The organism is Streptomyces sp. S6 (genome assembly GCF_054880855.1).
Window position 1 is genome coordinate 19916 of sequence record NZ_JBTYMC010000019.1, and the last position, 19107, is coordinate 39022.

At 67.3% G+C, this 19107-nt stretch carries 12 protein-coding genes; 6 read left to right on the forward strand and 6 right to left on the reverse strand.

Annotated features, from left to right (window positions below):
* Positions 1–211: 211 nt before the first annotated feature.
* Genes ACVNF4_RS04775 through ACVNF4_RS04790 form a run of 4 tightly spaced genes read left to right on the forward strand, consistent with a single transcriptional unit; the run spans position 212 to position 7638 of the window.
* On the forward strand, positions 212–1177 hold the full coding sequence (locus ACVNF4_RS04775; RefSeq protein WP_461801378.1) for a lipase family protein: 966 nt from the start codon (positions 212–214) through the stop codon (positions 1175–1177).
* The gene (locus ACVNF4_RS04780) at positions 1174–3258 is read left to right on the forward strand and encodes a vWA-MoxR associated conflict system protein (RefSeq protein ID WP_461801379.1); all 2085 of its coding nucleotides are present in this window, start codon (positions 1174–1176) and stop codon (positions 3256–3258) included. The genes ACVNF4_RS04775 and ACVNF4_RS04780 overlap by 4 nt, the downstream gene beginning before the upstream one ends.
* The gene (locus ACVNF4_RS04785; RefSeq protein WP_461801380.1) at positions 3255–4238 is read left to right on the forward strand and encodes an AAA family ATPase; all 984 of its coding nucleotides are present in this window, start codon (positions 3255–3257) and stop codon (positions 4236–4238) included. Before ACVNF4_RS04780 ends, ACVNF4_RS04785 begins: the two co-directional genes overlap by 4 nt.
* Positions 4231–7638, forward strand: a complete 3408-nt coding sequence (locus ACVNF4_RS04790) for a caspase, EACC1-associated type (protein ID WP_461801381.1) — start codon at positions 4231–4233, stop codon at positions 7636–7638. Before ACVNF4_RS04785 ends, ACVNF4_RS04790 begins: the two co-directional genes overlap by 8 nt.
* A gap of 153 nt (positions 7639–7791) precedes the next feature.
* Here the strand turns inward: ACVNF4_RS04790 and ACVNF4_RS04795 are convergent, their stop codons facing one another.
* The 5 genes from ACVNF4_RS04795 to ACVNF4_RS04815 form a co-directional block, all read right to left on the reverse strand.
* On the reverse strand, positions 7792–10230 hold the full coding sequence (locus tag ACVNF4_RS04795; RefSeq protein WP_461801382.1) for a GcvT family protein: 2439 nt from the start codon (positions 10228–10230) through the stop codon (positions 7792–7794).
* 183 nt (positions 10231–10413) lie between these two features.
* Positions 10414–11370 (reverse strand): ABC transporter substrate-binding protein, encoded by a 957-nt coding sequence (locus tag ACVNF4_RS04800; RefSeq protein WP_461801383.1) that lies wholly within the window; start codon positions 11368–11370, stop codon positions 10414–10416.
* Positions 11367–13343: an ABC transporter permease gene (locus tag ACVNF4_RS04805; protein WP_461801384.1), complete on the reverse strand. Its 1977-nt coding sequence runs from the start codon at positions 13341–13343 to the stop codon at positions 11367–11369. Before ACVNF4_RS04805 ends, ACVNF4_RS04800 begins: the two co-directional genes overlap by 4 nt.
* Positions 13340–14410 carry a quaternary amine ABC transporter ATP-binding protein gene (locus tag ACVNF4_RS04810; protein ID WP_461801385.1) on the reverse strand — a complete coding sequence of 357 codons (1071 nt, stop codon included), beginning with the start codon at positions 14408–14410 and terminating at the stop codon, positions 13340–13342. The genes ACVNF4_RS04805 and ACVNF4_RS04810 overlap by 4 nt, the downstream gene beginning before the upstream one ends.
* A 31-nt stretch (positions 14411–14441) precedes the next feature.
* Positions 14442–15911, reverse strand: coding sequence for an aldehyde dehydrogenase family protein (locus ACVNF4_RS04815; protein ID WP_461801386.1), 1470 nt, complete (start codon positions 15909–15911; stop codon positions 14442–14444).
* 236 nt (positions 15912–16147) lie between these two features.
* Here ACVNF4_RS04815 and purU point away from each other — a divergent pair, with 236 nt between their 5' ends.
* Both purU and ACVNF4_RS04825 read left to right on the forward strand, forming a co-directional pair.
* Positions 16148–17020 carry a formyltetrahydrofolate deformylase gene (purU, locus tag ACVNF4_RS04820; protein ID WP_461801387.1) on the forward strand — a complete coding sequence of 291 codons (873 nt, stop codon included), beginning with the start codon at positions 16148–16150 and terminating at the stop codon, positions 17018–17020.
* 126 nt (positions 17021–17146) lie between these two features.
* Entirely contained in the window at positions 17147–17305 is a 159-nt protein-coding gene (locus tag ACVNF4_RS04825; RefSeq protein ID WP_461801388.1) for a hypothetical protein, read from the forward strand.
* A 52-nt stretch (positions 17306–17357) separates the two neighbouring features.
* On the opposite strand, the gene betA is transcribed toward ACVNF4_RS04825, so the two are convergent.
* On the reverse strand, positions 17358–19028 hold the full coding sequence (betA, locus tag ACVNF4_RS04830) for a choline dehydrogenase (protein WP_461801389.1): 1671 nt from the start codon (positions 19026–19028) through the stop codon (positions 17358–17360).
* Between the last annotated feature and the right edge of the window lie 79 nt (positions 19029–19107).

The window sequence follows — 19107 nt, forward strand, 5'->3', positions numbered from 1 at the left end:
CGACCACCGCTTTCCGGCCCGACTTTGCCGACCCCAGACCCCGAACCCCCACACCGCCGCCCCTGCCCCCACCCACAATCAGCCACAGGCAAAAACTTCCCCACACCCGGTGAACCCGAACAAGGTCGATCTGACACGGATTCAGCGATTCGGCTGCTTCGCGATCCCAGATCCAGCAGAATGCTCTTCCGCCAGGTAGATGGGGGGCATCATGGCCATGGGGAAGCCTCAACTGCTGTTCGTACACGGCATCGGCGGCCTTCGGCACACAGCCGGCGACCGCCGCAGGTGGCTCGAAGCACTCGCCACCGGAGCCCGGGACGCCGAGATGGCTGATGCGATCTCCGCGTTGACACAGGGCTGGCTGGCGGATGCCCGATTCGCCGACTACAGCGATCTCTTCAACCGCCGGGGGGCTCAAGGCGAAGCGGCCGAGGATTTCGACGAGGATGAGGTTCCCTTCCTCGCAGAGTTGCTCGACTCGATGCTGAACGAGCTTGCCGAGCAGTTCCCGCCGGAGAACGCTCCCCAGGACGCCCGGGTCATCCGTGACGCACGATTCCAACTCGATGCCGCGATCGAGGGACGGCCATCCCAAGGCGCAGGAGACCTGGGTCGTCGACTGGTCGGTGTCACGACAACCATGCTGCGCCTCCCAGGAGTGCGTCAGACTGCGCAGTGGATGAGCGGCTCGGCGATGCTGTCCCAACTCGCCCAGGTCGGCCGCTACTTGGACCGCCGGGCCGGGAAGGCACAACTAGGTGCGGCCGTCCGTGCGCGCGTGCTCGACGGCCTGGACCCGACGCGGCCTCTCGTCGTCGTCTCACACAGCCTGGGTACGGTCGTCGCTTACGAGGCGTTGCACGAGTACGAAGGAGCGGTACCACTCTGGGTGACCCTGGGGTCCCCGCTGGCTCTGGGTGCGGTGGTTCTGGATCGTCTGGTCCCCGACCCGCCGTCCTGTCCGCCGACGGTGGCCTCCTGGCTCAACTTCTGGGACCGCGACGACATCGTGGCGGGCAGGCCTCACCTGGCCAACTGGATAGGTCCGAGTCGGAGTGGCGTCAAGGCCGAGACGCGAAGGGTCGCGTCTCGCGGCCTGTGGACTCACACCGCCACGAAGTACCTGGAGCACGGAGCTGTGGCCCGCCCGGTGATCGAGGCTCTTCAGCCGTGACCACCGCTGCGAACCCGCCACGCAACGTACTCGTCGTGGGCGCCCAATGCAAAGACGGCGCACGGCTGGAAGGGTTGGAGACCGCCGCCCGTGATTTGCACGCCGTTCTGGTGAACCCGAAACTCGGCGGCTGCCGCGACCGTGGCGAGGACTCCCTGTTGATCGGCACCGCCTTGGGACGGAATCGAGTCCAGGACGCCGTGCACAAGGCCGCGCAGCTCGCGCAGCGTGACGGCGGCCCCCTCGTGCTCGCCCTGCTCGGTCACGGAGAGGGCGCTGAGGGAGCTCCCCTGCTCTACGTGACGTCCGGGACGAAGAACGACTCACCGCTCTCCAACGTGGACGTGCCCTCCCTGCTCGGCGCCACCCTCAACCACCCCGGCCTGACCGGTCTGATCGCCATTGTCGACACCTGCCTCTCCGGCGCCGCGGTCCCCGGCACCCCGGTGATCACCGCCGGACGGCAAGGGGGCAATGTACGACTCTCCCTCCTCTTCGCGGCCACCGCCCAAGAGCAGGCCTTCGACATGCGGCTCAGCACGGAACTCACTCGTCTCATCAACGAAGGCCTGCCCGGCGCCGGGAGCGTCCTCAAGGTAGACGACGATTTGATGGAACCGCTCCGTGACCGGATCCTGGGTCAACAACCAGGGCGGAACGTCTTCGACGGAGGACCGTATTTCGGTGAGGCCCTCTGGCTGGCCCGCAATCGTGCCGCATGCCTCGACCGTACTCTCGGATCGATCGCCGGCAAGGCGGTACAGGACGCCGTCCGCCGCGTCGACGTCGATCTACAGCTGTCCACAGAGACCGAGCTGAATTCATGGCTCAAGGAGAACCAGCGGTCGGCAAGCGGCTCTCATGGGACCGCCCTTCACCATCTGCGCGAAGTGCTGACCGAGTTGGAGACCGGCCGCACGACGTTGAACGTCGTCAAAAAAGTGTTCGGTCGGCACCTCACCGACGAAAGCCTGCGACTGGCCTGTATGTTGGCGGGCTTCCCTCTGCCCTTCATACAGAAAGAACCGCCTCGGACCCTGCGGGACGCCGTCGAATACGCCGCTCACCACGGACGCACCGCGGACAGAGAGCACCGCGCGCTGGCTCACCTCACTGCGGCCATAGCCCATGTGACGGGACATGGGGACCGGCTGCCGGAGGATGTCATCAGCTGGGCACAGGATCTTGAGCTCACGACCACCGTCAACAGCCGCTTGCACGAGCTCAATCACCAACCTCACGGCGAAGGAGCCCCACGGCTGGTTCTGGTACTCGCCGACGACGGGGGCGAGACGGTCGTCCGCGTGGATGCCTGGCTGCTTTTCGGCTTGGCCGTGCTCGGCAAACAGCGCTTTCCCTGTGGTCCCGGAGACGAAAGCCTCAAGGCGGCTCTGACTGAAGCCGTCGCATGGGCGGCCCCATGGGCGAACATCGTGGGCAAGCGGCTGCAGCACATCGATGTGGCGGCACCCACTTTGGTGCTGCTTGACTGTCCTCCGGAGGACCAGGTCGTCCGCAAGCAGAAGCTGGGTGTCAACTACACGGTCACCACCCGTTGGTCGGGCCTGCTCGCACCGCCTCCCGACACCACAGTCGACGACATGCTCCAAGTGGGCGAACAACTCCTGATCTCACTGGCCGACGACAACTGCTCCGGCCCCAAGTGGCTCCACATCGAACAACTGGCAACGCTGGACCACGTACAGAAGCATCTGAGCAACCACGGCTTCGGCCAGCAAGTGTGGGCGCTCGCCTCCCTTCCGGAGACGGACTGGGGTTGCGTGGCACAGGAACTCCTCGAACACACACCCGCCCTCGTCTGGCCGCGGCAAAGCGAAACAACCGACAGGCAGGTACTCGAAGCGTCTGTCGAGAAGCACTGGCCGGTGCTTCCGCAGCAGATCGCGCACGCGTATCGGCACTATCTGAGTGGTATCGGCCAGAGCCACGCGAGCGATCTCAGCCCTCTCGCGACCGTACGAGTCGCCTGGCACGACAAGGACTGGCAGGCATTCTGCCGGAGACGAGCCAGGACAGTCGTAAGAGCACCCGACGAGATCCCGTCCAAGGAGCAAGGATGAGCTGGACCCCGTACTACAAAGGAACCGGAGCACCACCGAACAACCAGACGGCGCTCCCGACGCTGCCACCCCTGCCTCCGTGGCGCGCTCCCACGCAGCGGCAGGAGACCTCCTCCCGCAAAGACCCCGCCGCCACCTACCGTCCGGTCCCCGGTCTGGTCGACGCGGTGAACGCCGCCCTGCACCTGCGCCGCCCCCTGCTTCTGACCGGCCGCGCGGGTTCCGGGAAATCCACCGTCATCCGTCAGATCTCCGCCGAGCTCTGCCTGGGCGAGGTGCTCCATTGGCACGTCACATCCCGCAGCACTCTCACCGACGCTCTCTACCGCTACGACGCTCTCGGCCGCATTCACGCACACAACCTGCGTACCCTCGGTAATCCACGACTCCCTGGCAAGGATCACGAGGACGACATCGGGGAATTCGTCCAACTCGGCCCCCTGGGCACAGCGCTCCTGCCTGGCGGCCGTCCCCGAGCACTCCTGATCGACGAGATCGACAAAAGCGATCTCGATCTGCCCAGCGATCTCCTCGACGTCCTGGAACGCGGCGGCTTCGAGATCCCCGAACTGGCCAGACACCCCAGGCGAGGCATTCAGGTCAGCACCGCCGACAAAGGCAGCCAACGCGTCATCAAAGATGGTTGGGTTCAGTGCACAGAGTTCCCTGTCATCGTCCTGACGAGTAACGGCGAACGAGAATTCCCCGCCCCTTTTCTGCGCCGCTGCATCCGTTTCGAGATGCCTGCGCTCTCTCGGGAGACGCTCACCGACATCGTCGTCGCGCATCTCGGCGACATCGAGGACAGCGCCACCGCTGCGCTTGTACAGAGTTTCTTCAAGAAACTCAACGGCGGTGAATACGTTGCGATCGACCAACTCCTGAACGCCGTCTACCTTATGCGCGGCGACCGAGTGCCGGACGCCGACCAGCGCAAGAGCCTTGAGGACATGCTGCTGCAAGGGTTGGGACGTGGCTGAGGACACAGCCGCTCTACTGTCGCGGCTCATGCCGGCAAGTGGAGACGACATCGACGTCCGAGACCTCCTCGACGCGGTCCTCCTCGCCTCGGCCTGGTCCCACCCGACATCAGGTCTTGGCAACACTTCCCTCGATCCCGCGCCCGTCAACGGACAGGACGAGGCCGAAGCCGCCACTCCCGCGGACGACGCCCAGACACCAGGCGACGAGCAGGCGACGGACGTCACCCACGAGCCTGCCGCCTCGGTCTGGCTCGCTGACGAGACCAGCACGCACCACATCCCCGGCAAGCAAGTGAGCCTGGGCCGTGCCACCGCGCTCCCCGACGTCCTCGCCATAGGCCGTGCCCTACGTCCGTTGCGCCGTCCCTGGCTCTCCGGCGTCCACCAGCGCCTCGACATCGACGCGACTGTCGAGCACTACGCACGAACTCGGATACTCGCACCCCGGTTCGCTCCCGCCCCGGAACCTTGGCTGGAGGTGATCCTCGTTCTGGACCGAGGCACAGCGATGGCTGTCTGGGACGAGACGGTCCGCGCACTCACCCGGACACTGCGAGCTCTGGCCGCCTTCCGTAACGTCCGTGTCTGGCACCTCGACCACCCTCCCGGCGGCACCCCTGTCCTGTGCGACCACCACGGCCGTGCCCTCCCTATGGATCCGGACGATGGCCACTACCGGCAGCCGGCACGCCGTCTCCTCCTCGTCATCACAGACTGCGCGGCACCGGTCTGGCGACAAGACGCCTTGTGGCAGACCCTGCACGCCTGGGGCCGTACCGCCCCGGTGGCGCTCATCAACCCGCTGCCCAAGCGGCTCTGGCAGCGCTCCGGCCTTGATTTCCCTTACACGACAGCGACAGCGACCACTCCCGCTTCTCCCGGCCGTCTCCTCTCCTACCGCCGGCCACGGCTTCTCCGGGAAACCCCGGAGACGAAACCCTGGCAGGCGCTGCCCGTCCTCCAGTTCGACCCGGCTCAGATCCACGCATGGGCCCGTACGTTGATGCGCACCGATCCATCGGGGTGCGAAGCCGTCCTCACCCCCGCCACCGGACGACCACCTCTGCGTCGCCACCGTCCCGACCCGGTACCCCCACCCGACGCGGTGCTCTCCCAGCATCAGGCGTTAGCCTTTGCCGAAGCGTTCACGGACGACCGCCAGTCCCCCGCCGTCCGTCTCGCCCTGGCGGCCACACCGCTCGATTCCTTCACGCTGCCTGTCCTCGACGTGCTCCGGGACCGTCTCGTCCCGGACGCCACGCTCGCCGACACATCCGAATTCCTCACCGCCGGCCTCCTCACCGCCACTCGCACCGAGTCGGCCGACACGATCTATCACTTCCATCCTGCCGCAGCCGCCCACCTGAACAGCCTGCTCACTCGTGACCAACTCTGGAACACCCATTTCGCACTCAGCGATCACCTCGCCACCCGCATTCAGGCCCCTCACGGAATCCGCGTAACCCTCCACTCCCCTGACGCCGCCGAAACCGTGCCGACCGGCCTGCGCCCCATCGCCCATGCGACAGCTGCCACCGCGCGGCTGCTGGGCGTACAGGCCACGGAAAAGCACGACACGGCCCGTTCCACAACAGTAGATCCGCAACCCGCCCCCGCCTCAGGAATGCCGATTCGCGGGGAAGACAAAAAGGCTCTGGTCGAAGCTCTGTTGGCGTCTCCGATGAACTACTCTCGGGGCACCTTCGACCTGTGGCTCGAATCCATACGCCTTGTTATCACACCAAACCGTCTCACCCAGATCCAAGACAGCGGAACAACTAAAGGCCGAATCATCAGCCTCATAAACTACGCGCTGTCTCAGTCGAGTCCACAAATCTTGCTGGCCTTGGCCGACGCCCTGGATGAGCTGGGCGATTCCCCTGCCAGCGCCACTGTGCGACGACTGATCGACCAAACCGTAGATGTCTGGCATATCAACCAGAGATCCGGAATCGAGTCGCCTTATCACCTGTCGAACACCGAGCATGTCACTCTGGATTCCTTCGAAGCACGCTACGCGTTGGTCATAAGCGTCGATGTCCAAAGGTTCGCCACGCACAACGACGCCGAACAACGGCGGATACGCACCCAGCTGTATCGGGTGCTGGAGACAGCTCTCGTATATGCCAACGTTCCACGAGACGCAGTCCAGATAGAGGACCGCGGTGACGGCGTGCTGATGCTGGTGGCAGTTCAGGTCCCCGCCAGCAGGCTGCTCGGTCCGTGGCTGGTCGAGGTGAACGAGAAACTGCGGGAAGAGAACCGCAGTGTGCGCACACCACTGCGGCTACGGATCGGCATGCACGTCGGAACGGTTCAGCAGGACGCCAGAGGCATCAGCGGACATGCGGTCACCCTCGCCTGTCGACTCTCGGACTCAATCGTCGTTCAGGGCTTACTCAAGACCAAAGCCGACCTAGTGGTCTTGGTTTCTCAGTCCCTGTACGAAGATGTAGTCAGCAGTGGGGGCAGGTTCATCGAAGCCGCGCAATACTTCCCGACCCGACTACAGCTCAAACAAGGCGAGGTCACCGCCTGGCTTCATCTGCCCGGGCTGCCCACTCCGAAACTCCCAAGTGATGTACCTAAATTCGAAGCCCGAAGTCCCTCTCTCAAACGCCCCCGCGAAATGCCCGACCTCGCCACCTCAAGAGCCGTATTCGTGGGGGTCGGGTCATATGAAAGTCCGCATCTTCCGCCGCTTCCAAGCGCGCCACGAGGTGCCGCCGCTGTCCGACGCATGCTCACCAGCCAGCAGCCGGATGCCTGCTTCACAGAGGAGAGCACCCGACTACTCATCGACCCTGCGGACCCACGGGACGTTCTCCGCGCCGTGCAGGATGCGGCACAGGATGCTCAGGACACCCTGCTGGTCTACTACGCAGGACACAGCCTCGTCTCCCTCAGTCGCGGAACTCTACTGCTGACGACCACGACCACCGAACAAGGCTCCGAGTTCACAGCCATCTTCTATGACAGTGTGCGTGAAATCCTTGCGACCAGCTCTGCGAAACGGTCAGTCGTCATCCTCGACTGCTGCTACTCCGGCCGCGCGATGCGCGGAGTCACGAAATTGTTCTCAGGAACGACAGGGCAGGCCAGCACGTACGTCCTTGCCGCGACCTCAGCAGATATGCAGGCACTGGCCCCCCCAGATGAACAGTACCCCCGGTTCACCACTGCGTTTCTCGACTTGCTGACGGCAGGAGAGCCAGAAGGACCCGCACTCTGGACGATGGAGGAAATTCACCAATCACTGACAAAAAGATCCCTACCGTCTCTTTTCCCGCAGCCTATCCTCCACTCTTCAAACACAGAGACTTCCGTCGCTCTTGCGAGAAACCCAGCCGGGAGAGAGTCCACCAGGCCGCCAACCCAACAGGCCGGACCCGGCTGACAATCGACTGACTCCGTTCAGAGTGTCGGGGTAGCCGCCGACGAGGATCGTGCCGAGGTCCGGCGGACAGGTGCCGCCGGACCTCAACCTGGCTAGCCGGTCCGCGAGTTCGCCTCGCCGTCGAGCAGCCGCACCCTCACCCCGCCCCCTCGATCACCCGCGCAGGCGGGACATGGCCGGGTCGAACAGGGGCTCCTCGGCGACGACGGCCTCGACGCGGCGGTCGAAGTAGCCGATGTGCAACGTCCGCCCCGGGACGGCGAGTTCGGCGGGGAGCCAGGCGTAGGCGATGCCCTTGCCGATGGTGTGGCCGTAGGCGGCGCTGGTGACGTACCCGACGGCGCGGTCGCCGTCGTACACGGGCTCCTTGCCGAGGACGACGTCGTACGGGTCGTCGATCGTGAGGCAGGTCAGCTTGCGGCGGACTCGCGAACTGCGGCGCTCCAGCGCCTCCTTGCCGATGAAGTCGCCCTTGTCGGGCTTCACGGCGAAGGCGACGCCGGTCTCGTAGGGGTCGTGCTCGTAGGTCATGTCGGTGCCGAAGGAGCGGTAACCCTTTTCCAGGCGGAGGCTGTTGAAGGCGCCGCGGCCGGCGATGACGCCGCCGAGGGGCTGGGCGGCGTGCCAGAGGGTGTCCCAGAGTTTGAGGCCGAGGTCGGCGGTGGTGTAGATCTCCCAGCCGAGTTCGCCGACGTAGGACAGGCGCATGGCCGTCACCGGGACGCTGCCGATGTGGGCCTGTTTGGCGCGGAAGTACTTGAGGCCGTCGTTGCTGAAGTCGTCGTCGGTGAGGGGCTGGAGGACCTTGCGGGCGAGGGGTCCCCACAGGCCGATGCAGCAGGTGCCGGCGGTGATGTCGCGGACCTGGACGGTGCCGTCGGCGGGGAGGTGCCGGGTGAACCAGTCGAGGTCGAGGTTGCCGTTGGCGCCGACCTGGAACCGGTCACGGGCGAGGCGGGCCACCGTCACGTCGCTGCGGATGCCGCCGTCGCGGTCGAGGAGCAGCGTGTAGGTCACCGAGCCGACGGACTTGGCGACCTTGCTCGTCGTCAGCCCCTCCAGGAACTCCCCCGCGCCGGGCCCGGTGACCTCCAGGCGCTTCAACGCCGTCATGTCGTACATCGCGACCGTCTCGCGGGTGGCCTGGGCCTCGGCGCCGACGATCGGGGACCAGTACTTCGCCGCCCAGTCGTTCGGGGTCGGGATCGAACGGCCGTCCAGCAGCGCCGAGTTGGCCTCGTACCAGTGCGGGCGTTCCCAGCCGTTCGCCTCCAGGAAGAACGCGCCGTGCCCGACCTGCCTCGCGTGGAACGGGCTTGTCCGGATAGGGCGGGGGTCGCCGGACGGCTGGAGGGGGTGGAGGATGTCGTACACCTCGACGAAGTTCCGGCAGTCGCGGGCGAGGACGTACTCCGGGGTGAGCTGGTGCGGCTCGAAGCGGTTGACGTCGCATTCGTGGAGGTCGAAGGACGAGCAGTGACCGTCGACGAGCCACTCGGCCATCGCGCGACCGACCCCCGCCGAGTGCGTCACCCAGACGGCCTCCGCGACCCAGAAGCCCCGCACGTCCGGTGATTCGCCGAGCAGGGGGAAGTTGTCGGTGGTGAAGGAGAAGAGGCCGTTGATGCCCTCGTCGACCTTGGCGTCCTTCGTCGCGGGCAGCAGCGACCGCGTCTCGGTCCAGGCGCCCTCGAAGTCGTCCTCGGTGAACTCCAGGACGGACGGCATGGGTCGGTCCTCGGCGAAGGTGAGGATGTCGTCCGCGTCGACCGGCATGGGGCGGTGGCCGTAGGAGCCGATGCCGAGTCCGTCGTAGCGGTCGCGGTAGTAGAGGTCGGCGTCCTGGTGGCGCAGGATCGGGCGGACGGCTTCCTCGGTCTGGCCGGCGAGCGCGGGGATCGGGCCGGTCCAGGCGAGCTGGTGGGCGAGCGGGGTGAGGGGGAGGTTCATCCCGGCCATGCGGGCGATCTTCGGACCCCAGATGCCGGCGCAGCAGACGACGATGTCGGCGTCGAGGTCGCCGTGGTCGGTGCGGACGCCTGTGACGCGGCCGTCGGCCCGCAGGACGTCGAGGACTTCGTGCCGGGCCAGGAAGCGGACGCCGTTCTCGGTGGCCCGGCGGATCTGGGCCTCGACGGCGAGGACGGCCTTGGCGAGGCCGTCGGTGGGGACGAAGAGGCCGCCGAGGACCTTGGCGCGGTCCAGGAGGGGGTGCTTGGCGACGCAGGCGTCCGCGTCGATCAGCTCGGCCTCGACGCCCCAGGCGGTGATCCAGCCGTGCCGGCGCTTCAGTTCGGTGAGGCGCTCGGGGGTCGTCGCGACTTCGAGGCCGCCGACCTGGAGGAAGCAGGGCTTGCCGTCGACCTCCAGGGAGCAGAACTTCTCCACGGTGTAGCGCGCCAACTCGGTCATCGTCTTGGAGGAGTTGGTCTGGAAGACCAGCCCCGGCGCGTGCGAGCTGGAGCCTCCGGTCGCCGGGAGCGGCCCCTGGTCGACCACCGTCACCTCGGTCCAGCCCCGCTGCGCGATCTCGTCCGCGAGCGCCGCGCCGACGACACCTGCTCCGATGATGACCACCCGGGGTCCCGTCATCGCCGCACCTCCGATTGAGTTGCTTCGTACGCAACGTGCTTCAGGTTGCGCAACTCAATGTGCCCGGCGTGCGGAAAGGTGTCAAGAGGCCCGGGAACGCCACGAAGAGCCACCGGAAAACGGCAATGCCCGGTGGGCGGCGCGCACTTGAGCGCACCGCCCACCGGGCATTGCCAGCAGCGTCTACTTCAGCCAGGCGGCCACCTTCTCCCGGTTCGCCTTCACCCACTTCTCCGCCGCCGCCTCCGGTGTCATCCGGTCGACGGCGATGTACTTGGCGACGAGGTTCTGGTCCTCGTTGGTCCAGCGGAAGTTCTTGACGAGGTCGTAGGCGGGGGAACCGGATTTCGCGAAGCGCGTGCTGACGATCTTGTCGAGGTCGTAGAGGGGATAGTCGCAGGCGATCCTCTCGGCGTTCGCGTCGCAACCGGCCTTGTAGGCGGGGAGGTTGACCTTCACCAGCGGGATCTCCGTCAGGAACCACTGCGGCTCGTAGAAGTAGCCGATCACCCATTCCTTGTTCTTCTCGGCCTTGCGGTACGCCTGGATGAGCGCGGTCTCGCTGCCCGCGTACACCACTTTGAAGTTCAGCTTGAGGTTCTTGACGAGCGCCTCGTCGTTGGTGACGTACGAGGGGTCGCCGTCGAGGAGTTGACCCTTGCCGCCGGACTCGGACGTCTTGAAGTTCGCGGCGTACTTGTTGAGGTTCTCCCAGTCGGTGATGTCGGGGTGGGCCTTGGCGAGCCACGGGGGCACGTACCAGCCGATGACGCCCTTGTTGCCGGTGGAGCCCGCGCGGACGGCGGTCTTCTGGTCGGTGATGAACTTCTTCTTCAGGTCGTCATGCGCCCAGTTCTCCAGGACCGCGTCCACCTCGCCGGTGCCGAAGCCCTGCCAGGCGATCTCCTCCTTGAGGTCCTTCTGGACGACCTTGCAGCCCAAGTCCTCGCGCGCCACGTGCGCGACGACCGCTGCGTCCGCCTGGTAGCCCACCCAGGGGTTGACCGCGAGGTTGAAGGTCCCGCACGTTCCGTGGGCACCCGCGGCGGGCGCCATGTCGCCGACCTTCGCCCACCCGCACCCGGTGAGGGTCAACGACAGCACGACGCCCCCCAGTACAGCTCGCCTCTGTCGTGTCATCGAGTGGTCCTCCGCGCGGCGGCCTGGGTGATCCGGTCGAACATGATGCCGAGCAGCACGATCGCGAGCCCGGCGGCGAGCCCCTTCCCGTACAACTGCCCCTGCGAGAACCCGGCGACGACGTCGTAGCCGAGGGCGCCCGCGCCGACGAGTCCGCCGATGACGACCATGCACAGGACGTAGATCAGTCCCTGGTTGGTGGCGAGGGTCAACGCACCGCGTGCCATGGGGAGTTGGACCTTGGTGACGAGCTGCCAGGTCCCGGCGCCGGCCGAGGTGGCCGCCTCCACCGTCGCCGGCGGGACGTTCCTGACCCCGTCCGCGATGATCTTGATGGCGACGGGGGCGGCGTACACCACGGCGGCGACGATCGCGGTGAACCGGGTCGCGCCGAACAGCGCGAGGAACGGCACCAGGTACACGAACGCCGGCATGACCTGCGCCGCGTCGAGAGAGGGGCGCAACACGCGGTCGACGGTGCGGCTGCGGCCCATCCAGACGCCGAGGACGACACCGAGGAGCATCACCATGACGGTCGCGACGGCCGTCGACGCCAGCGTCGTCATCGTGTCGGACCACAGGCCCGTGCCGACCAGCAGCCCCGCGCACACCGCCGTCGTGATCCCGGCCCGCAGCCCGCCGAGGACCGCGCCGACGGCGACGAGGGCCGCGCCGACGAGCCACCACGGGGAGTCGGTGAGGAGCGACTGGAAGGGGTTGAGGAGGCCGGTGGTGACGGCGTCCCGGAAGCCGTTGGTCAGGCCGGAGAGGTTGTCCTGCGCCCAACTCGTCGCGGAGTCGGCGGCGTTCGCGATCTTCTCCCCGGTCTGCCCGCTGCCGGGGAACCGCGCGGCCCACACGTAGGTGTGGGACACGTAGACCATCCACGCGACGCCCACCGCACCCGCCGCGATGAGCTGGCCGCGCCACCGGAAGTCGCTCCGCTTGCGTTCGGCGGCAGCCGTGGTGACCCGGTCCAGGACGATCGCGAGGACGACGATGGCGAGCCCGGCGTTGAACGCCGTGCCCACGTCGAGGGACTGGAGCGCCTTGACGACGGTCTTGCCGAGGCCGGGCGCGTCGATGAAGGCGGCGATGGTGACCATGGCGAGCGCGGCCATGATGGTCTGGTTGACGCCCACGACGACGGTCCGGCGCGACATCGGCAGCAGCACCTTGCGCAGCGCCTGGCCCCGGGTCGCGCCCAGGGACTCGGCGGCCTCGACGGTCGTCGGCGGAACTCCGCGGATGGCGTGCGAGGTGAGGCGGATCGCGGGCGGGGCGGCGTAGATGACGGTGGCGATGGTCGCGGAGGCGGGGCCGATCAGGAAGAACAGGGTCAGCGGGGCGAGGTAGACGAACGTCGGCATCGTCTGCATGAAGTCGAGGAACGGCGTCATGATCCGGTCGACGCGGTCGGACAGTCCGGCCCACACGCCGAGCGGGATCCCGATCAGCAGGGCGAGGAGCACCGCGGAGAGGGTGAGGGCGAAGGTGTCCATGCTCTCCTCCCACAGGCCCTGGAGCCCGAGGAAGGTGAAGCCGGCCGCCGCGAGCAGCGCGACCCGCCAGTTGCCGACGGCCCAGGAGACGAGGGTGACGATCCCGACGACCCCGAACCAGCCGACCTGCGGGACGGGACGGCCGTCCGGCGGCTGGGAGATCAACTCCTGGACGAAGACCACGAGATGGTCGATCGCCGAGCGGATGTCGTTGAAGAAGTACAGGAACAGCGGGTTGGAGTCGCGGTTCGCGCCGATGGAGTCGTTGACGTCGTTGAACCAGCGGTGCAGGTCGGTGAGGTCGGCCGCGGCGAGGGACAGTGTCTGCTTCCCCTTGAACACGGCGAACAGCAGCAGCCACCCCACGAGGACGGCCGCGATCGCCCGGGGCCGGGTGATCTTCCAGGGTGACGGAGTGTCAACTGTGGGGGCCTGCGGTGGTGTTGCCGGTTTCTCCAGAGTCGTCGTCATCGCCCGGCCACCACCGCGAGGATCTCGTCGTCCCCGACGATCCCGAGCAGCTTCCCGCCCTCGACGACCTTCACCGGCTTCTCGGCGGCAAGCACTGCCCGAGTGGCCTCGCGGACGACGACGTCGGGCCCGAGTTCGGGGCCGTCGAGGGCGTCGCCGTCCTGCGCGGGGCGCATGATCCAGCGCAGGGTGAGGACGTCACCGCGCGGCACGTCCCGTACGAACTCGCGGACGTAGTCGTCCGCCGGGGCGCCGACGAGTTCGTCGCCGGTGCCGCACTGGACCATCTTGCCGTCGCGCATGATGAGGATGCGGTCGCCGAGTTTGAGGGCCTCGGAGAGGTCGTGGGTGATGAACACCATGGTCTTGCCGACCTCGTGGTGCAGACGGATCACCTCGCTCTGCATGTCGCGGCGGATCAGCGGGTCGAGCGCGGAGAACGGTTCGTCGAAGAACAGCACCTCGGGGTCGCCCGCCAACGCCCGTGCGAGGCCCACGCGTTGCTGCATGCCGCCGGACAACTGGTCCGGATAAGAGTTCTCGTACCCGGCGAGGCCGACCAACTCGACGACTTCCAGGGCCCTTCTGGCGCGCTCGGCGCGGCTCATGCCGCGTATCTCCAGGCCGAAGGCGACGTTGTCGACGACCCTGCGGTGGGGCAGCAGTCCGAAGTGCTGGAAGACCATGGAGAACTTGCGGCGGCGCAGCTCGCGCAGCCGGGCGGGGTCGGCGTCGCGGATGTTCTCGCCCTCGAAGACGACCTCGCCTGAGGTGGGTTCGATCAGCCGGGTGAGACATCGCACCAGGGTGGACTTGCCGGAGCCGGACAGGCCCATGACGACGAAGACCTCGCCGGGGGCGACGTCGAAGCCGATGTCCCGGACGGCGGCGGTGCAGCCGGTGCGGTCCATGAGTTCACGGCGGCCGAGGCCGCGCAGTTCCTCGGAGCCGGGGACCTGGTCGGCCTTCGGTCCGAACACCTTCCACAGGTCACGTACGGAGATCACCGGGGTCGAGTCCTCGGGTGTGCCGCGCCGCTGCGGCACCTCAGTCTGTGTGGGGAGCACAGTCGGACCTCTTTTCAGGTGTCCCGGCCGGTCAGCCGCTGAACCAGCGCTGGGGCCGGGGTCGGATGTTCTGCCAGATGTGTTTGGGCTCCCGGTATTCGTCGAGGCCGGTCGGTCCCAACTCCCGGCCCACTCCCGAGCGCCCGAAGCCACCCCATTCCGCTTGCGGCACATAGGGGTGGTAGTCGTTGATCCACACGGTGCCGTGGCGCAGCCGCCGGGCGACCCGCTGGGCCTTCCCCGCGTCCTCGGTCCACACGGCTCCCGCGAGCCCGAACTCCGTGTCGTTCGCGATGCGTACGGCGTCGTCCTCGCCGGTGAAGCGCTCGACGGTCAGGACGGGTCCGAAGGACTCCTCGTGCACGACGCGCATGTCCTGCGTGCAGGCGTCCAGGACGGTCGGCGGATAGTAGAAGCCACCCAACAGGGCGGGGTCCGTGGGGCGTTCGCCCCCGCAGCGCAGGACGGCGCCCTCGGCGATCCCCGCCGCGACGTACGCCTCAACCTTCGCGAGGTGCTGAGCGGAGATCAGCGCGCCGGTCTCGGCCTCGACGTCGAACGGGCCGCCCAGCCTGATGAGTTGAGCCCTGCGGACGACCTCGTCGACGAACCGGTCGTGCAGGGAGTCCTCGACGATCAGGCGGGCGCCGGCCGAGCAGACCTGGCCGGAGTGGAGGAAGACGGCGGTGAGCGCGAAGTCGACGGCCGTCTCGAAGTCGGCGTCGGCGAACACCACGTTGGGGTTCTTGCCGCCGAGTTCGAGGGCCGTCTTCTTGACGGTCGCGGCGGCGCTCGCCATCACGCGCTTGCCGGTCTCCAGGCCGCCGGTGAAGGAGACGAGGTCGACGTCGGGGTGGTCGGCGAGGGGGGCGCCCGCCTCGGCTCCGGCGCCGAGGACGAGGTTGGCGACGCCCGCCGGGAGGCCGGCCTCTTCGAGGGCGCGCATGAGGAGGATCGCGGTGGAGGGGGTGAGTTCGCTGGGCTTCAGGACGAACGTGTTGCCCGCGACGAGCGCCGGGGCGACCTTCCAACTCGCTTGGAGCAGCGGGTAGTTCCACGGGGTGATCAGTCCGCAGACGCCGACGGGGGCGTACTCGACGCGGCTGATCGCGTCGTCGCGTCCGGTGTCGATGACGCGGCCCGCGCTCGTGCCGGCCAGGCCGGCGTAGTAGCGCAGGCAGGAGACGACGTCGGCGATGTCGTACTCGCTCTCGACGAGCCGCTTGCCGGTGTCGAGGGACTCGGCGCGGGCGAATTCCTTGGCGTCCCGCTCGATCAGGTCGGCGGTGCGCGACAGGAAGGCGCCTCGGTCGCGTTCGGGGGTGCGGGGCCAGGGGCCGGTGTCGAAGGCGCGGCGGGCGGCGGCGATCGCGGCTTCCGTGTCGGCGCGGGTCGCCTCCGCGACGGTCGCCACAAGCTCGCCGTCGGCGGGACATCGGATCTCACGGCGGCCTCCGGCGGCCGAATCCCGCCACTCACCGTCCACGTACAGGTCTGCCACGCGCCGTGCCCTTCCGGAAGGAAATGCCCCGTATCGAGATTCGTTGCGCATAGTGCATCTGATTGCTTGTGGTGGAACACAGTGACGAACTGCCGGGGTGTCGTCAAGGGGTTCGCCGGTGACGATTTCGCCAACGGGGCAGTTGGACCAGCGCACTTGACCTCCTCCGACCCCGCGCCGACCATGTTGCGTATCGCTCACCGCGTTGTGTGATACGCATCAACGGAGGCCGCTGTATGTCACCTCGTCCGCAATCCGGCCGTGAGTTCGTCCTCACCCTCTCGTGCCCCGACAGCGCCGGACTGGTCCACGCCGTGAGCGGGTTCCTCGTCCGCAACTCCGGGAACATCCTGGAGAGTCAGCAGTTCGACGACCGGCTCAAGGGCCGGTTCTTCATGCGTGTCCACTTCGACGTCTCGGATCCCACGAGCGACCCCGAGCAACTGCGGCTGCGGTTCGGGCCCGTCGCGCAGGCGTACGACATCACCTGGACGCTGCGGGACGCCTCGACGCCGACCCGCACCCTGATCATGGTCTCCAAGTTCGGGCACTGCCTCAACGACCTTCTCTTCCGGGGGCGTTCGGGGGCGCTGAACATCGACGTCCCCGCGATCGTCTCCAACCACCGCGACTTCGAGGGGCTCGCCGAGAGTTACGGCATCCCCTTCCACCACATCCCGGTCACGAAGGACACGAAGCCCGACGCGGAGGCGCGGCTCCTGGAGCTGATCCGTGATCTCGACGTCGATCTCGTGGTACTCGCCCGTTACATGCAGGTCCTCTCCGACGATCTCTGCAAACAGCTGGAAGGCCGCGCGATCAACATCCATCACTCCTTCCTCCCCAGCTTCAAGGGGGCTCGACCCTATGACCAAGCGCATACCCGGGGGGTCAAGCTGGTGGGGGCGACCGCGCATTACGTCACCTCCGATCTGGACGAGGGGCAGATCATCGAGCAGGACGTGATCCGGGTGGACCATTCGCTGGCGCCGGGGGATCTGGTGACGGTGGGGCGGGATGTGGAGGCGCAGGTGCTGGCGCATGCGGTGAAGTGGCACAGCGAGAGCCGGGTGATGGTGGATGGGAACCGTACGGTGGTGTTTCGGTGAGGTGCCGGGTGCGGCACATCAAATACAGCCCCGCGCCCCTGAGGGGCGCGTATCGTTGAGGTAGATGCATCAGCGCCCGCGTGATCTGACAACCGGGCCGGACGGGGGAAGAAAGGTGCGTGCCCGGTGTTGGTCGGGCTGCTCTCCAGCGTCGCTGCCGTGTTCTACGGATGCACGGTCTCCCTGCTCGCACTCACCGCGACGTTCTCCCGCAGCCACGCGCTGCGGCGCGAAGCGCGCAGCACACTGGCCGCGATGACGCCAGGTCGACGGGACGGCAGCTGAACAAGTGGGCGGAGCCGGGGAAACGGCTCCGCCCACTGTCGTCGTATACAGATCAGCCCGTCTGCTTCTGGGCATCCCGGTGCCGGTAGTACGCCGCCTCCGAGGGCGGCAGCGGGGTCTTGCCCAGGATCAAATCCGCCGCCTTCTCCGCGATCATCATCACCGGCGCGTAGATGTTGCCGTTGGTGACGTACGGCATCACCGAGGCGTCCACCACCCTCAGCCCCTCAACTCCGTGCACCCGCATCGTCGTTGGATCGACCACCGACATCTCGTCCGTGCCCATCTTGCAGGTACAGGAGGGATGGAGGGCCGTCTCGCCCTCCTTGGCGACCCACGCGAGGATCTCCTCGTCGGAGGCGACGGTGGGGCCCGGGGATATCTCGCCGTCGTTGTAGGGGGCCAGTGCGGGCTGGCTCAGGAGGTTGCGGGCCACGCGGATCGCCTCGACCCATTCGCGGCGGTCCTGCTCCGTGGAGAGGTAGTTGAAGCGGAGGGCGGGGTGTTCGCGGGGGTCCCGGCTTTTGAGTTTCACCGAGCCGATCGCGTCGGAGTACATGGGGCCGACGTGGACCTGGTAGCCGTGGCCGCCGGCCGGGGAGGAGCCGTCGTAGCGGACGGCGATGGGGAGGAAGTGGAACATCAGGTTGGGGTAGTCGACGTCGTCGTTGCTGCGGGCGAACCCGCCGGCCTCGAAGTGGTTGGTGGCGGCGGGCCCCTTGCGGAAGAGCCACTGGAGGCCGATGAAGGGGGCACGCCACTTCGCCATGTACGGCTGCATGGAGACGGGTTGCTTGCAGGCGTACTGGACATACACCTCAAGGTGGTCCTGGAGGTTCTCGCCGACGCCGGGCAGATCGTGTACGACGTCGATGCCGAGGGCCCGCAGTTCCTCCGCGTTCCCGACACCCGAGAGCTGGAGGAGCTGGGGGGAGTTGATGGCGCCGCCGCACAGGACGACCTCGGTGGCGCGGACGCTCCGCAGGGCGCCGCCTCCGTGCTGGTACTGGACGCCGACGGCGCGTTTGCCCTCGAAGAGGACCCGGGTGACGAACGCCCGTGTCTTCACGGTGAGGTTGGGGCGTTTACGGACAGGCTTGAGGTACGCCTTGGAGGCAGAGAGGCGCCGTCCGCGGTGGACGTTGCGGTCGAACTTGGCGAACCCTTCCTGCCGGTAGCCGTTGACGTCGTCGGTGGGCGCGTACCCGGCTTCCTCGGTGGCCTTCTGGAACGCGGTGAACAACGGGTTGTCCGCCGGGCCGCGTTCGAGGACGAGGGGGCCGTCGTGGCCCCGGAAGGGGTCGTCGGGGTCGGCGGCGAGGCAGTTCTCCATACGCCGGAAGTAGGGCAGGCAGTGCGCGTAGTCCCAGGTCTCCATGCCGGGGTCGGCGGCCCAGCGCTCGTAGTCGAGGGGGTTGCCGCGCTGGAAGATCATGCCGTTGATGCTGGAGGAGCCGCCGAGGACCTTGCCGCGCGCGTGGTAGACGCGCCGCCCGCCCATGTGGGGCTCGGGCTCGGACTCGTACTTCCAGTCGTAGAACCGGCTGCCGATCGGGTAGGTCAGCGCGGCGGGCATGTGGATGAAGACGTCCCAGGGGTGGTCGCGGCGCCCCGCCTCCAGGACCAGGACCCGGTTCGCCGGGTTCGCGGAGAGGCGGTTCGCCAGTGCGCTGCCTGCCGAGCCGCCGCCGACGATGACGAAGTCGTAGTGGGGTGTTGCCATGGTGCCTCGTCTCCCTCGCGCCATTGGTACGCCGGGAATGCTAGTGCTGGGCGCGCTATACGCACCAGGTTGCGGTAAG

Bases quoted from the DNA above. Each gene is read 5' to 3' on its own strand.
- ACVNF4_RS04775 (WP_461801378.1), top strand. From the start codon at position 212: ATGGCCATGGGGAAGCCTCAACTGCTGTTCGTACACGGCATCGGCGGC.
- ACVNF4_RS04785 (WP_461801380.1), top strand. From the start codon at position 3,255: ATGAGCTGGACCCCGTACTACAAAGGAACCGGAGCACCACCGAACAAC.
- ACVNF4_RS04795 (WP_461801382.1), bottom strand. From the start codon at position 10,230: ATGACGGGACCCCGGGTGGTCATCATCGGAGCAGGTGTCGTCGGCGCG.
- ACVNF4_RS04800 (WP_461801383.1), bottom strand. From the start codon at position 11,370: ATGACACGACAGAGGCGAGCTGTACTGGGGGGCGTCGTGCTGTCGTTG.
- ACVNF4_RS04805 (WP_461801384.1), bottom strand. From the start codon at position 13,343: ATGACGACGACTCTGGAGAAACCGGCAACACCACCGCAGGCCCCCACA.
- purU (WP_461801387.1), top strand. From the start codon at position 16,148: ATGTCACCTCGTCCGCAATCCGGCCGTGAGTTCGTCCTCACCCTCTCG.
- betA (WP_461801389.1), bottom strand. From the start codon at position 19,028: ATGGCAACACCCCACTACGACTTCGTCATCGTCGGCGGCGGCTCGGCA.